General features: G+C 73.8%; 10 protein-coding genes. 7 read left to right on the top strand and 3 right to left on the bottom strand.

The features are described from left to right. Positions 1 to 43: 43 nt before the first annotated feature. From EV384_RS02155 to EV384_RS02175, 5 genes are read left to right on the top strand one after another with little or no spacing between them, the layout of a single operon-like run. Positions 44 to 3460, top strand: coding sequence for an ATP-binding protein (locus EV384_RS02155; protein WP_130329624.1), 3417 nt, complete (start codon positions 44 to 46; stop codon positions 3458 to 3460). A gap of 1 nt (position 3461) precedes the next feature. Further along, complete coding sequence (locus EV384_RS02160; RefSeq protein WP_130329626.1) at positions 3462 to 5390, top strand: MraY family glycosyltransferase; 1929 nt, start codon at positions 3462 to 3464, stop codon at positions 5388 to 5390. After that, complete coding sequence (locus EV384_RS02165) at positions 5387 to 5944, top strand: hypothetical protein (RefSeq protein ID WP_130329628.1); 558 nt, start codon at positions 5387 to 5389, stop codon at positions 5942 to 5944. Before EV384_RS02160 ends, EV384_RS02165 begins: the two co-directional genes overlap by 4 nt. Continuing rightward, positions 5941 to 7128: a M23 family metallopeptidase gene (locus EV384_RS02170; protein ID WP_130329630.1), complete on the top strand. Its 1188-nt coding sequence runs from the start codon at positions 5941 to 5943 to the stop codon at positions 7126 to 7128. The genes EV384_RS02165 and EV384_RS02170 overlap by 4 nt, the downstream gene beginning before the upstream one ends. Before the next feature lie 13 nt (positions 7129 to 7141). Next, positions 7142 to 7744: a hypothetical protein gene (locus EV384_RS02175; RefSeq protein WP_130329632.1), complete on the top strand. Its 603-nt coding sequence runs from the start codon at positions 7142 to 7144 to the stop codon at positions 7742 to 7744. Positions 7745 to 7748: 4 nt separating this feature from the next. Here EV384_RS02175 and EV384_RS02180 read toward each other — a convergent pair whose 3' ends face one another. Next, positions 7749 to 8309: an Rv0361 family membrane protein gene (locus tag EV384_RS02180; RefSeq protein WP_423202878.1), complete on the bottom strand. Its 561-nt coding sequence runs from the start codon at positions 8307 to 8309 to the stop codon at positions 7749 to 7751. Between the two features lie 208 nt (positions 8310 to 8517). On the opposite strand from EV384_RS02180, the gene EV384_RS02185 reads away from it, so the two are divergent. Further along, entirely contained in the window at positions 8518 to 11055 is a 2538-nt protein-coding gene (locus EV384_RS02185; RefSeq protein WP_165439852.1) for an FtsK/SpoIIIE domain-containing protein, read from the top strand. Next, positions 11052 to 11756 carry a hypothetical protein gene (locus tag EV384_RS02190; RefSeq protein WP_130329636.1) on the top strand — a complete coding sequence of 235 codons (705 nt, stop codon included), beginning with the start codon at positions 11052 to 11054 and terminating at the stop codon, positions 11754 to 11756. Before EV384_RS02185 ends, EV384_RS02190 begins: the two co-directional genes overlap by 4 nt. Positions 11757 to 11781: 25 nt before the next feature. On the opposite strand, the gene folE is transcribed toward EV384_RS02190, so the two are convergent. Together folE and ftsH are read right to left on the bottom strand one after the other, a co-directional pair. Further along, the gene (gene folE, locus EV384_RS02195) at positions 11782 to 12447 is read right to left on the bottom strand and encodes a GTP cyclohydrolase I FolE (protein ID WP_130329638.1); all 666 of its coding nucleotides are present in this window, start codon (positions 12445 to 12447) and stop codon (positions 11782 to 11784) included. A 32-nt stretch (positions 12448 to 12479) separates the two neighbouring features. After that, positions 12480 to 14486, bottom strand: a complete 2007-nt coding sequence (gene ftsH, locus EV384_RS02200; protein WP_130329640.1) for an ATP-dependent zinc metalloprotease FtsH — start codon at positions 14484 to 14486, stop codon at positions 12480 to 12482. Positions 14487 to 14699 lie beyond the last annotated feature (213 nt).

Consider the following 14699-nt stretch of genomic DNA (forward strand, 5'->3'; position numbering starts at 1 on the left):
GTACGCCGATCGGGCAGACGAACGACGCGGGTGAGGCGGTCGCATGAATCGCTCTTCCACGCCGGGCTCCCCGGCCGGGCGGCACGCCGGTCCGCACGGTAACCGTGCGCGATCGTTCGACTACCCTGAGGCCGAGGAGCTGGACGAGGTCGCCCTCGACCCGGCCCTGGTGACCAGCCCCGGGCACGGCGGGGTCGGCGTCTTCCAGCCGCCCCGGCCCGCCGGGCCGCGCGGCCAGTCGGCGGGCGAGCAGTCGGCGGGCGAGCAGCCCGCGCCGACGGTCGGCGACAGCGGCGACATCGACTCGCCGTTCCTCGACCTCTTCGGCGGTACGCAGCCCGGTGGCCGACGCCCGGCGGCGCCGCCCGCGTTGAACCGGCCCCCGGCGCCGCCGGCCGCCGAGCCGGCCCCGGTGGTCGCACCGCCCCGCCGCGGCGTCGGGCGGGAGGCGCTGCCGATCCCGCACCAGCACGTCGGCCGCCCCGGCGACACCATGGACGTCCCGCGGTCGACGCCGCGCGTTCCCGAGCTGCCGGACGACCCGTCCGACCGGGTGCCCGCCCTCGACCCGGCGCCCGCGACGACCGGCCGCAACCGGGTGCCGCACCAACCCGGCGACCGGCTCCCGGCGCTGCGGCCGACCGCCGAACCGGAGCTGACCGACCCCGGCGCCGAGCCTTCGCCGGAGCGTCTGGCGCGCCGCGAACCGGAGGCCGCCGAGCGGGCCGAGCGCCGCGCCGACGCGGCGCGGCTCGCCGCGCCGGGCGTCCGCGAGATCGCCGCGCCGACCAGCCGGGAGGTGGCGGCGCCACCCGCCCGCGAAGTGGCCACGCCCCGGCAGCGCTCCGCCGCCGAGCGGAGCGGCCGGCCCGCCAAGCCGGTCCGGGTCCGCCCCCCGAAGATCAAGTTCGGCGACCGCGACCCGTCGGTCGAGCTGGCGATCACCGAAATCGCCGGTCACCTGACCTTCACCCCGAACACCGTCACCGCCTGGTACTGGCTGCCCGAGGTGCGCTGGGCGTTCCGCCCGGACGCCGAGCGGGAGGCGCTGCTCTCCGCCATCTCGGAGCAGTACGCCGGCCTGGCCGGCTTCCGGCTGCACCTGCGTCGCACCACCCGGCCGTTCCCCGCCGACGAGTGGGCCCGCACCATCGACGCGCACACCGCGTCCCCGCTGCCCGACGTGCCCGGCACGGCCGGCTGGGCCGACCACCTGGTCGCCGCCCAGCGGCACCTGATGGCGGTCAACCACGCCGAGGGGCAGACCTACCTGGGCGTCACCTTCGCCCGCCGGTCGCTCGGCGACTCGCTCACCGAGCGGCTGCTGCGCACCTTCGGCCGGGGCACCGCCGACGGCGAGCGCCGCAAGCTGGGCCGGACGGTCGAGCAGTTCGACGAGGTGCTCGGCGCGTTCGGCATGCGGGGTCGCCGGGTCACCGCGCAGGAGCTGGAGTGGCTGCTCTACCGCTCCGTCGCGCTCTGCATGTCGCCCCCGGGCACCCTCTCCCCGGTGACCAACGGCCGGTGGGAGCGCGGCGACCTGCTCGCCCTCACCGAGCAGGTGGAGCGCTACCGCACCCCGTACGGCTCGACGGTGAAGCTGGTGAACCGGATGACCGGCGAGGAACGGCATGTCGCCGTGCTCGCCGTCGGCCGGATGGAGCCGCTGGAGATCCCCGAGCGGCACGAACCCTGGCTGCACTTCCACGAGCGGCTGCCCTGGCCGATGGAGATCTCCACCCGGGTCGACATCCTCGGTTCGGGTGACTCCTTCCGCAACCTCGAGCACCGGCTCCGGATGATCCGGTCCCAGCAGCTCGACTACGCCGAGCACGGCATCGACGCCCCGCCCGAGCTGGAACGACTGGCCAAGCGGGCGCTGGTGATCGGCGACGAGATGACCACCGGGCTGCCGGTGGACTCGGCCCGGGCGCACGGCTGGCACCGGATCGCGGTCGGCGGCCGAACCCGGGAGGAGTGCCTGGAGCGGGCCCGCCGGCTCATCCAGCTCTACTCGCGCGAGCTGCGCATCTCGCTGCAGCACCCGAAGAACCAGGACTGGCTGGCCCGCGAGTTCATTCCCGGCGAGCCGATCGCCAACACCGGCTACGTCCGGCGGATGCCGGTCCCGCTGCTCGCCGCCGCGCTGCCGCAGGCCGCCTCGACGGTCGGCGACCGGCGGGGCGACCTGATCGGGCGGACCGCCGGCACCTGCCGCCGCCCGGTCTTCCTCGACCTGCACTTCCCGATGGAGGTCCGGGAACGCTCCGGGCTCGCGGTCTTCGTCGCGGAGCCGGGCGGTGGCAAGTCCACCCTGCTCGGCGCGCTCGGCTACCTGGCCGCCCGGCGCGGGGTGCAGGTCACCCTGCTCGACCCGTCCGGCCCGCTGGCCCGGCTCTGCGCCATGCCCGAGCTGCGGCCGTACTCCCGCGTGCTCAACCTGACCGGCTCGGAGCAGGGGACGCTGGCGCCGTACGCGCTGATCCCGACGCCGCTGCGCAGCGAGTTCGGCCCGGGCTCGGCCGGCGACCGGGAGTTCGAGATCGCGGTCTCCAACGCCCGCGCCGAGCGCCGGATGCTGGTGCAGGACATCTGCATGATGCTGGTGCCGCCGCAGGTCGCCCGCGAGGCCTCCACCGCCACCCTGTTCCGGCACGCCGTACGCCAGGTGCCGGCGGAGGAGACCTCCACCCTGGACGACGTGGTCGCCTGCCTCCAGGGGCTCGACGACGACGCCGGCCGGGAGCTGGCCAACCTGCTGCTGGACACCGCCGAAATGCCGCTCGCGATGCTCTTCTTCGGCCGCCCGCCGGAGGGGCTGCTCGGCGCCGACGCGGCGCTCACCGTGATCACGATGGCCGGCCTGCGGCTACCCGACCTCAAGATCGAGCGCGAGTACTGGTCGGCCGAGGAGTCGCTCGCCCTGCCGATGCTGCACACCGCACATCGGCTCGCGGTCCGCCGCTGCTACGGCGGCTCGATGTCGTCGCGGAAGCTGGTCGGCCTGGACGAGGCGCACTTCATGGAGGGCTGGCGCTCGGGGCGCTCGTTCCTGGTCCGCCTCGCCCGGGACTCCCGCAAGTGGAACCTCGCCGCCCTGGTCGCCTCGCAGAACCCGAAGGACATCCTCGGCCTCGACGTGCAGAACCTGGTCTCCACCGTCTTCGTCGGCCGGATCGCCGAGGACGCCGAGATCGCCTCCGAGGCGCTCCGGCTGCTCCGGGTGCCGGTCAACGACGGCTACGAGGCAACGCTCGCCTCGCTGTCCACGGCGGACGCCGGCTCGGCCGCGCGGCTCGGCTTCCGCGAGTTCGTGATGCGCGACGTCGACGGCCGGGTGCAGAAGGTCCGGGTCGACGTGTCGTACGTCGACGGGCTGCTGGAGCACCTGGACACCACTCCCGCCGTCGCCCAGGCGGCCGGGCAGCTGCCGACCGTCCTGGCTGATCTGGAGGCGTGACATGGCGAGGGCCCGGGCACGGATCGCGGCGCTCCTCCTCGCGCTCGGCGTACTCGCCGTGGCCACCATCGCCTGGCCGGTGATCGGGGCGACACCCGCGTACGCCGCCGAGCCGGCCGCCCAGGCCCGGGCCGAGCTGTGCAGCACCAAGGAGTGGCAGGCCGACTTCCGCGCCTGCGTCGCGAAGCTCAAGGAAGTCTCGTCGGCGCGAGCGGAATGCCTCGAACCGCCAACACCGGGAGCGCCAGACTCCGGTCTCGCCGGCTGGTTCGCCAGTGCTCCGCCCGAGTCCGCAGGCGGGGTGACCGGCCGCTACAGCCTCTACGGGTACGCCGGTTACAACTACACCACGTACGACGTCGACGGCGGGTGCGCCTCCACCGTCCTTCACCCCGACTACAAGTTCACTACCACCGTCGCGAACGGCGAGTTCATGATCGCCACGGCGGTGATCGGCGCCTCGAACGCGCTGCGGGAGCGGGCCTGGGATCCACGCTCGATGTGGGGCTGGGCAGATCCGCTGGTGGACCAGGCCACCAAGGCCGTCTACCAGAAGGTGTTCAGCGTCTTCGGCATCATCACGCTCTGCGTGGTCGGCCTCTACCTGCTCTGGCGCTCCCGTCAGTCGGACATGAGCAACGCCATGACCACGGCCGGCTGGGCGCTGCTGGTGATGGTGGCGGTCACCGCCCTGGCCGCATGGCCGGTGAAGTCGGCGAACATCGCCGACAACACCCTGATCACCACCCTGAGCGTCGTGCACGATGCCGTCGGGCCGCAGGCCAAGGATCCCGCTCCCGGCCGCTGCATCGATCCCAACCCGGACCGGTGCAAGGATCTACGTTCGCCCGCGGTCCGGGCGAGTGACACCGCCACCGAGACCATGCTCTACCGGAACTGGCTGCGCGGCATCCTGGGCTCTGCGGACAGCGAGACCGCCAAGAAGTACGGCCCGGCCCTCTACGACGCCCGCTCACTCACCTGGGGAGAGGCACAGTCGATCCGCGCCAACCCGGCGACGCGCGAGGCCGTGATCAAGGCCAAGCAGCAGCAGTGGATGAAGGTGGCGGAGCAGATCAAGACGGAGGACCCGGAGGCCTACGAATACCTCCAGGGCGTCCGGGACATGGACCGGATCGGGGCCGGCTTCATCGCGGTGCTGGCCTCGCTGCTCTTCGCGATGTTCGACCTGACCGCCTCGCTGCTGGTACTGCTGGGCTTCCTGATCTTCCGGTGGGCGGTGATCGCCGCGCCGATCCTCGGCACGGTCGGTCTGATGCGCCCGGCCAGCGCCGGGCTGCGCCGGCTGGCGAACGCCGTGGTCGCCGCGGTCTTCAACATCGCCATCTTCGGCACCGGCGCGGCCATCTACCTCTTCGCCGTCGACCTCATCATGAACACGCCCACCCTGCCCGGCTGGCTCCAGGTGGTGCTGGTCTGGCTCTGCGGCGTGGTCGGCTGGCTGCTGCTGCGCCCGTACCGGCGGATCACCCAGCTCGGCGGCAAGGACAGCAGCGAGGCGATCAGCTCCGCCGGGTCGTGGCACCGCCGGTTCTTCCGGGACGTGCGGGTGGCCGCCCGGTTGGACGTGGTCGAGCCGGGCGGCACGGCCGAGCCGGCGCTCGGCCGGCGCCGCGGCGTTGCGCTCGGCCAGGGCAGCCTCCGGCCGGAGGCCCGGCACGAGGACCCGTCGCACGCCGCCGCCGACCGGCAGCGGCCGGACGGGCGGGAGCGGACGGACGAGGCGCCGACACCGGAGCAGCCGGGCGGCGGCCGGACCACCGCACCGCGTCCCCGACGTCGGCAGCCAGCCACCTGGACGGAACCGGACGTGCCCGAGGAATCGCCCTCCTTCGCCATCTACCGTCCGGGCTCCGCCGAACGCGCGCCGGCCAACCCGAGTCCGCGGGTGCGCTCAGAGGCGCGGTGAGCACGATGCGACGGGCGCTGGAATTCCTGTTCACCCGGGCACTGCGGTCCCGGCTGGGCGTCGCGGTGGTGATCGCCGTCCTGGTCTTCGGCGTTATCGGGGCGGCCCGCCTGGTCTCCGGCCCCGTCGACCCGTCCACCGGCCTCAGCAACCGGCCGCGGGAGCCGATCAGCACCGTGGACCCGGAGGCCGGTGATGACGGGGTGTTGTCGAGCCCGGCGCCCCCCAGGCCGAAGACCCGGCCGGGCGAGCTTAGCCCCGAGCAGGCCGCCAGCCGGTTCACCACCGCGTGGCTGGCCGGCCCGGGCAGCAGCGGGGACGACTGGCAGGCGCGCCTGCGCCCGATGTCGACCCCCGCGCTGACGGAGAAGCTGACCGGCGCGGACCCGGAGAGCGTCCCGGCCCGGCGGGTCACCGGCCAGGTCACGCTCCGCCCCCGGACGGAGTCCTTCGTGGAGGTCCTCGTCCCGCTGGACAACGGTCGGCTCCGACTGGAACTGGTGGCCCCCGACGGCCGGTGGCTGGTGGACGCGGTGGACTGGGAGCGCCAATGACCGAACAGTGGGGGGACGCCGGACCTCCGCCCCGACGCCGGAAGCTGCGGGTCGGCGTCGTGGCCGCCGCCTTGACGGCGGCCCTCACTCTGCTCTGCTGCGTGGGCGGCGCCGCCGCCTTCTTCCTCACCGAGCTGGGCGGCGAGGAGCAGGACGACGCGACGGTGGCCGGACTGGCCTGCGACGCGGCCCACCGGGTCAGCATCACCGGGGACATGCCCCGCTTCGCCGAGTACGGCGAGGGTCAGCTGCGCAACGCGGCCGTCATCATCAAGGTCGGTCAGGACATGAAGGTGCCGGCCCGCGGCTGGGTCATCGCCCTGGCCACCGCGATGCAGGAGTCCGCACTACGCAACCTGGCGAACAGCACCGTGCCGGCGTCGCTGGCGCTGCCGCACGAAGGCGTCGGGTCCGACCACGACTCGCTGGGCCTGTTCCAGCAGCGGCCCGGCTGGGGCAACGTCCAGCAGCGCATGACCCCCTCCTACACCGCCCGCAAGTTCTACGAGAAGCTGGTCCGGGTGCCCAGGTGGGAGGACCGACCGTTGACCGTGGTGGCGCAGCGGGTGCAGGTCAGCGCGTTCCCCGACGCCTACGCGAAGCACGAGGAGCTGGCCGGCCGGATCGTCGACGCGCTGGCCGGCGGCGCCGCGCGGACGGTGCAGATCGCCGGCAGGGCGGTGTGTGACGCGGCCGCCGGTGCCCGGATCGCCGCCTCGGGCTGGACGGCGCCGATCCCGGGCGGTGTGGGCTCCGGCTTCCGCACCGCCGACCGGCCGAGCCACAACGGAGTGGACATCGCCGCGCCCAAGCGGGTCACCGAGATCCACGCCGCGTCGACCGGCCGGGTGCTGGTCGCCCGCTGCGACCCGGACCGCTCCGGGCGACGCGACTGCGACCGCGACGGCTGGCCGGGCAAGGGCGGCTGCGGCTGGTTCGTGGACATCCTGCACGCCGGGGGCTACATCACCCGCTACTGCCACATGGTCGAGCGCCCCCGAGTGGTCCCCGGTCAGCTGGTGGAGGCCGGTGAGGTGATCGGCCTCGTCGGCACCAGCGGCAACTCCTCCGGGCCGCACCTGCACTTCGAGGTGCACGTGGAGGGCGACCGGTCCAGCCGGGGCGCGATCAACCCGGTGCCGTTCATGCGGGAACGCGGCGCGCCGCTGGACGGCAACACGTGAGGCCGGCCGACGGATGACCGGCCCGCTGCCCGACCCCTTCGCGGACCAGCCCGACTGGGCGCCGCTGCCGCCCCGACCGGTCGAGATCGTCCCCGCCACCGGCCGGGTGGAGCTGCGCGGTCGTCGGGTGCTGGTCGGGCTGCCCGGCCTGGGCTGGCGGGGTGACCTGCGCGCCGACGAGCAGGTGGTGCAGGGCAGCCGGACCTACGTGCCCGTCATCGCCGAACACGAGTGGTACCGCGCCGAATCCGAGCAGGTGGAGGTCTTCGCGCCGCTGGTACCGGTGGAGCGGGTCTGGGTGGAGACGGTGGGCGACCGGAAGGGCATCGGCGCCGCGCCCCGCGAATCCGGGATCCGGCTGGTCTCCCTCGACGCGCCGGCACACCGGGTGCCGACCCCGGTCTTCGAGGCCGACGCGGTGGCCGGCCGGCGGGTCGTGCACGTCGTCGGGCCGACCGAGCACCGTGATCTGCGGGCGGTGACAGAGACCTACTCCGGTGCCGAGGGGGACATCTGCGTCCGGGTCACCTCGGAGCTGGAGTGGTACCGCTGGGCCTGGCGCGGCCAGGCACCGACCACCCTGGAGGTTCCGGTCCACCTGCTCTGGATCGAGTAGCCCTTCACAAGGGCAGGGCCGAGCAGACGTGCCAGCCGTCCTGCTGTCGTACTGCGAAGCGCCAGCTGTCGGTGAGACTCTGCTGGACGCCGTCGACCGAGGCGCTTCTCCGGATCACCGCGGTCACCGTGGCATTCGACGAATCGGTCTTCGACGCGGCGACGTTCTCGACGTTGATCGAGAACGAGACTCCAAGCTCCTGCTCACGACGGACGATCTGATCGCGGAAACCATCGACCGACGGAATCGAGCCGTCGCAGGTGAACAGGGCGGCCTTGTTGTCGTCACGGGCCACGAGCAAGGCCTGGAGATAGTTGACCACGACCACGTCGGGGGCGCTGCGGTCCGGGGCGGTGGCGCGGTCGTACAGGATGAATCCGGTGACGCCGCCGCCGACGCAGAGCAGCGCGAGCAGCCCGGCGACCACCGAGAGCACCGTGCGCAGCCGCCGCCGGGGGCGCTCCGGCACCGGAGCCGGCGCCGGGGGCGCCAGCTGCTCGGGCGGGGTCCGCTGCGCCGGTACGCGGGAGACCTGGGAACCGGCGGGGGGCTGCACTGATTCCACCCCCTGAGGCTATCGGCTGCACGCCTCGTACCCAATGCCCCAGATTCACCGATCGCGTCCGCCCGCTGGCCGGAGGCGGGACAATGCCCGGCCGAGCGCGGTGGGCTGGCTCGCAAAGACCGCGCAGCGCCGATCGACATCCCGGAGCGGGGCCGTCGGCTGGGATACCGTCACTGCTCGGGGAGAAGAGTCGGCCTCGGGAAGAGAGGTGGACGCGGTGGCCAGTCCGAAGGCGCGAGCCGGCCGGGCCGCCGCCCTGCACCGGCGGGCCGCGGCCACCGCGACCGCCGCCGCCGGCATTCTGGACGAGATCCGGCCCGCCCCGGCCGACCACCACCGGCAGTACGAGCTGGCGGAGCGGCTGCGCACGGCCGCGGCGCTCGCCGCCCCGGGTTGGGCCGGCGCCGCCCTGGAGACGCTGTCCGCGGCCACCCCGCCCGGCGACCACCCGCCGCCCTTTGTCCGGGTCGGCACCGCCGCGCCGCTGGACGACGCTCGGTTCCCGGCGCTGGTGCCGCTGCTCGGCAGCGGTCACCTGAGCGTCGACACCGACGCCACCGACCCCCGGGTGGCCGGGCTGCTCCGGGCCCTCCTGCTCCGGCTGCTCGCCGCCGCGCCGGCGGGCTCGCTGCTGGTCCGCGCGGTGGACGCCACCGCCGGCCAGGACCCGACCGGCGGCGCCTTCGCGGGGTTCGCGGTGTTGTCCGACGCGGGGTTGCTGCCGCCGTCGGCCGTGGACGTGGCGGGGCTGCGGACCGTGCTCACCGAGGCGGAGCAGTGGGTGGCCGCCGGCACGGCCCGGCAGCGCGGGCACGACCGCACGCTGCTCCTGGTGGTGGCCGCGCTCCCCGCCGGCGCCGGTGCGACCGACCGGGGTCGGATCGAGGAGCTGGCCGCGCGGGGGCACCGGGCGGGCCTGCACCTGGTCGTCGCCGGCTGGTCGCCCGACACTCCGCTGCCCCAGGCCACCCCCGTCGCGGTACGCAACGCGTACGCGCTGGTCGGTGATCCGCCGGGGCAGGCGCTGAGCAGTCCGGGCACGGAGACGGCCGGCGGGCTCAACTCGCCCGTCTTCGTGGAGGAGGACCCGCCCGACGAGCTGGTGACCGGGGTCTGCCGCCGGCTCGCCCGGCAGATCGAGGACGGCTCGCGGCTCTCCCTGACCGACCTGCTGCCCGGCGGGGAGCTGTGGGAGTCCGGTTCCGTGGACGGGCTCTCGACCGTGGTGGGCGACGCCGCCGGGCGGCCGGTCAGCCTCGGCTTCACCGAGCTCACCCCGCACTGGCTGGTCAGCGGCCGGTCGGGTGCCGGGCGGTCGGCGTTCCTGACCAACGTGCTGTTCGGGCTGACCGCCCGGTACGGCCCGGACGAGCTGGTGCTCTACCTGGCCGATCTGAACGAGGGCGAGTCCTTCGTGGAGTTCCTGCAGACCGAGCGGGACCGCTCGTGGGTGCCGCAGGTCCGGGCCGCCGGGATGGCCGCCGACCGGGAGTACATGGCGGACCTCGTCGGCCAGCTCGAGGCGGAGCTGCACCGCCGGGAGGAGGCCGGCCGGCGGGCCGGCGGGCAGCGCTACGCGGAGCTGCGCGAGCACCAGGCGCTGCCGCGGATCGTCTGCGTCATCGACAACTTCCCCCTGCTGCTGCGGGAGCGCGACCGCCTCGCCACGGACCTGCTGGCCCGGCTGGACGTGCTGGCCCGCGCCGCCCGGGCGTACGGCATCCATCTGGTCCTGGCGGGTGAGGGTGACCTCGGCGTCGGCGGCCCGCGCGATCCGCTGCTGGGCCAGTTCCCGGTGCGGGTCGCGCTGCCCGGCGGGTCGGCGGTGCTGGAACCGACGAACGACGCCGCGGCCGGACTGCCGGTGGGCAGCGCGGTGGTGAACACCGCCGGCGGCCTGGGCGGGCCGCGCGGCGCCACCCGGGGGCACGAGCGGATGATCCGCTTTCCCGATCCGCACGAGGATCCGGAGACCCTGGCCGAGCTGCGGCACCGGCTGTGGGCGGCCCGGCCGGAGGGCTCCGGCCCGCCGGTGGTCTTCGCCGGGTACGCGCGCCCGCTGCTCGGCAACGACCCGCGGCACCGGGCGGCGCTGGCCGGACGGGCGCACGCGCCGGCGGCGCTGCTCGGTCGTGCGGTGGACGTTCACCGCTCCACGGTGACGGTGCCGCTCGGCCCGGCCGCCGGGCGGAACCTCGCCGTGCTGGGCCGCGACGAGGAGGCGGCCCGGCTGCTGGTGACCGCCGCGCGGAGCATCGCGGCGCACCACGCGGCCACCCGGTTCGTGCTGGCCCCACTGGCGAACGGGTCGGACGAGCCGGCCGCGGAGCTGGCCGCCGAGCTGGCCGAGCGGCACCGGGTGGAGACGGTCGACGTGGCCGGGCTGCGGGCCGCCATGGAGGCGGGTGAGCCGGGCTACCTGGTGGTGTTCGGGCTGGACGTGCCCGACGCGGTGGAGCTGCCGGGCGAGCGGCTGCGGTCGCTGCTGCTGGAGGGGCCGCCGGCCGGGCTGCACCTGCTCGGCTGGTGGCGTTCGGTGGGGCCGCTGGCCGGGCTGCTCGGCCCCGAGGGCGAGATCGACAAGCTGACCGCCGTGGTGGTCACGGACGTGCCGGGTGCCCGGTTGGAGTCGCTCTTCGACCGGCCGGTGCTGTGGCGTCCGCGTCCGGGCCGGGCGGTGCTGTGGGACGGCCCGGGCGAGCTGGGGACGGTGCTGGTGCCGTTCGGGGAGGAGCCGGCGACGTGAGCGAGACCGGAACCGCCGTGCCCGCCCCCCGGCCGGGGCGCCCGCCGGCCGACACCCCGGATCCGGCCGCGGCGGCCTGGGCGGACTACGTCGCGGCGGCCCGCCAGCTCGACGGGGTACGCCGGGCCGCGACGACCGCCGCGGGCGAGCAGGCCCGCTCGGTGCAGGCCGCCCGGGAGGAGCTGACCGTCGTCCGGGCCCGATTGGCCCCGCAGCAGGCGCAACTGCGGGAGCTCGGGGTGCCGGCGATCTCGTTGCAGCCGACTCCGCCGGAGCTGACCGAGGCGGCCCGGTCGATGGCGGCCGGGCCGGCGGCGGTGCTGACCTCGCTGCAGGCCGCCCGCCGGTGGGCCGACGCCGCGGACGACACGCTGGCCGCGCGGGGGCTGCCCCGGCTGGCGCGTTGGCCGTCCCGGCCCCGCAACCTGCTGGTGTACGGGCCGCTGGCGCTGGTCTTCCCGCTGATCCAGCTGCTGGTCCTGTTCGGCACCGGCACCGGCCCGGCGAGCATCGTGGCGCTGGTGGTCGGGCTGCCGATGCCGGCGGTGGCCTTCATGGCGGGCTGGCTGGCGGTCGGTCGGCTGTTCCGGCCCCGGCCGGAGGACCGGGTGGACCGGACGCCCCGGTTCGGGGCGCTGGTCTGCCTGGTCCCGGCGGTGGCGACCACCGCCGGGATCGTGCTGGCGATGCTGGCCGGCTGACGGGCTCCGTCGGCCGCGCGCCGGGTCAGCGGGGGATGATCAGCGACATCGCCTCGGCGCGGGACTTCGCGTCGCGCTGGAGCACGCCGCGGACGGCCGAGGTGATCGTCTTGGCGCCGCTCTTCTGGATGCCGCGCATCGCCATGCACATGTGCTCGCACTCGAGGACGACGATGACGCCGCGCGGTTCCAGCTTGCTCATCAGCAGGTCGGCGATCTGCGAGGTGAGCCGCTCCTGCACCTGCGGGCGGCGGGCGAAGACCTCGACCAGCCGAGCCAGCTTGGACAGGCCGGTGATCCGGCCGTCCGGCCCCGGGATGTAGCCGATGTGCGCGCTGCCCCGGAACGGCAGCAGGTGGTGCTCGCAGAGGCTCATCAGATCGATGTCCCGGACGATCACCAGCTCCTCGTGGTTGGCCTCGAAGGTGGTGCTGAGCACCTGGGCCGGGTCGACCCGGAGACCGGCGAAGAGTTCGGCGTACGCGCGGGCGACCCGGGCCGGCGTCTGCTGGAGGCCGTCCCGGTCCGGGTCCTCGCCGACGGCGATGAGGATCTCGCGGACGGCCTTCTCGATCCGGGCCAGGTCCATGGTCTCCTCGACCGGGCGGCCGGTGAGCTTGCCGCTGATCAGTCGGGCGGCGACGTAGTCGAGGGCCTCGTCACCGTCGGGCTCGGTCGACGAGGCGGCCAGCCCCTTGTCGGGGCTGGCCGCAGCGTCCGTGTTCAGTGGGTACCGTCCGAGTTGTTCGAGGACCCGCCGACCGACGCGCCGTCGGCCTCGGCCTGAGCCTTGAGCTTGTCCTTCTCGGCCGGGGTGAGCACCGGCGGCTCGGTGGAGGGCTGGCGCTTGCCGAAGCCGTGGTACGGGGCCATCGGCGGGCGCTTCACCACCCGGGCGCAGATCCGGGCCATGTCGGCGGTCGAGAGGGTCTCCTTCTCGATCAGCTCCAGGACCATGTTGTCCAGCACGTCCCGGTACTCCACCAGGATCTCCCAGGCCTCGTCGTGGGCCAGCTCGATCAGCGCCCGCATCTCGCCGTCGATCTCGGCGGCCACCGAGTCGGAGTAGTCCCGCTCGTGGCCCATGTTGCGGCCGAGGAACGGCTCGTCGCCGCTGGTGCCGTACTTGATCGCACCGAGCTTGGAGCTCATGCCGTACTGGGTGATCATCGCGCGGGCCAGCTGGGTGGCCTTCTCGATGTCGTTGCCGGCACCGGTGGTGGGCTCGTGGAAGACCAGTTCCTCCGCGGCCCGGCCGCCCAGCGCGTACGCCAGGGTGTCGATCATCTCGGCGCGGGTCTGGGTGTACTTGTCCTCGGTCGGCAGGACCAGGGTGTGGCCCAGCGAGCGACCGCGGGACAGGATCGTCACCTTGTGCACCGGCGCGGCGTGCGGCAGCGCCCAGGCGACCAGCGCGTGCCCACCCTCGTGGTACGCGGTGATCTTCTTCTCCTGGTCGCTCATCACCCGGGTCCGGCGCTGCGGACCGGCGATCACCCGGTCGATCGACTCCTCCAGGGAGTCGTTGGAGATCGCCCGCTGTTCCTTGCGCGCGGTGAGCAGGGCGGACTCGTTGATCACGTTGGCCAGGTCGGCGCCGCTGAAGCCCGGGGTACGCCGGGCGACCGCGTCGAGGTCGACGTCGGGCGTGAACGGCTTGCCCTTGGCGTGCACCCGCAGGATCGCCTTGCGGCCCTCCATGTCGGGGGCGTCCACCGGGATCTGCCGGTCGAAGCGGCCCGGGCGCAGCAGCGCCGGGTCGAGGATGTCCGGCCGGTTGGTGGCGGCGATCAGGATGACGCCGCCCTTGACGTCGAAGCCGTCCATCTCGACGAGGAGCTGGTTGAGGGTCTGCTCGCGCTCGTCGTGGCCGCCGCCCATGCCGGCGCCACGGTGCCGGCCGACGGCGTCGATCTCGTCGACGAAGACGATCGCCGGTGCGTTCGACTTGGCCTGCTCGAAGAGGTCGCGGACCCGGCTGGCGCCGACACCGACGAACATCTCGACGAAGTCCGAGCCGGAGATCGAGTAGAACGGCACGCCGGCCTCGCCGGCGACCGCCCGGGCGAGCAGGGTCTTACCGGTACCGGGCGGGCCGAAGAGCAGCACGCCCTTCGGGATCTTGGCGCCGAGGGCCTGGTACTTCGCCGGGTTCTGCAGGAAGTCCTTGATCTCGTGCAGCTCCTCGACGGCCTCGTCGGCCCCGGCCACGTCCGCGAAGGTGGTCTTCGGCGTGTCCTTGGTGATCATCTTCGCCTTGGACTTGCCGAAGTTGAGCACCCGCGAGCCGCCGCCCTGCATCTGCGACATGAAGAACAGCAGCAGGAGCACGAGCAGGGCGATGGGGAGCAGGTTGACCAGCAGGCTCACCCAGACGCTGTCCGAGGAGACCTTGGTGTCGGCCGGGCCGGTGACCCGGTTCGCGGCCTTGGCGTCGAGGACCTCGTTCCAGACCTGGTCGCCGGCCTGGTACGGGAACTGCGCCTCGATCCTGTCGGTGGTGGTCTCACCGAACTTGGTCTTCTGGGCCAGGTCGAGCTGGAGCGTCTGCTCCTTGTCCTGGAAGACCGCCTTGTTGATCTTGGCAGTGTGGAGCTGGTCGAGCGCAACGGAAGTGTCCACCCGGTGGTAGCTGGGACCAGCGGTGAACAGCTGACTGAGCACAACGGCGCCGAGGATGACCAGGATGATCCAGACCACCGGTCGGCGGAAGAAACGCGTACGTTCCATACTGTTGTCGGGCGCCGAGACGCCCGCATCCTCCTGATCGACGTCCTGACCGTCTGAATGGTGTCGCCGCCTCGGGCGGCGGCCGGAGCCGCCGTGCGGGCCGGCCTCGACCCCGAAGCGCGCGAATTGCCGCGCCGCGGTCATTCGACGGTACACCGTTCGTGCCAGATGTGAGCTTGCGAGCCCAGCACTTACGCGGACGGCGAACCGGGG

The sequence above is a fragment of the Micromonospora kangleipakensis genome (genome assembly GCF_004217615.1).
Classification (GTDB): Bacteria; Actinomycetota; Actinomycetes; order Mycobacteriales; family Micromonosporaceae; genus Micromonospora; species Micromonospora kangleipakensis.

What these genes read in the sequence shown, in the direction of transcription:
- EV384_RS02170 (WP_130329630.1), top strand. Translation starts at nt 5,941, where the DNA reads ATGACCGAACAGTGGGGGGACGCCGGACCTCCGCCCCGACGCCGGAAG.
- EV384_RS02155 (WP_130329624.1), top strand. Translation starts at nt 44, where the DNA reads ATGAATCGCTCTTCCACGCCGGGCTCCCCGGCCGGGCGGCACGCCGGT.
- ftsH (WP_130329640.1), bottom strand. Translation starts at nt 14,486, where the DNA reads ATGGAACGTACGCGTTTCTTCCGCCGACCGGTGGTCTGGATCATCCTG.
- EV384_RS02160 (WP_130329626.1), top strand. Translation starts at nt 3,462, where the DNA reads ATGGCGAGGGCCCGGGCACGGATCGCGGCGCTCCTCCTCGCGCTCGGC.
- EV384_RS02175 (WP_130329632.1), top strand. Translation starts at nt 7,142, where the DNA reads ATGACCGGCCCGCTGCCCGACCCCTTCGCGGACCAGCCCGACTGGGCG.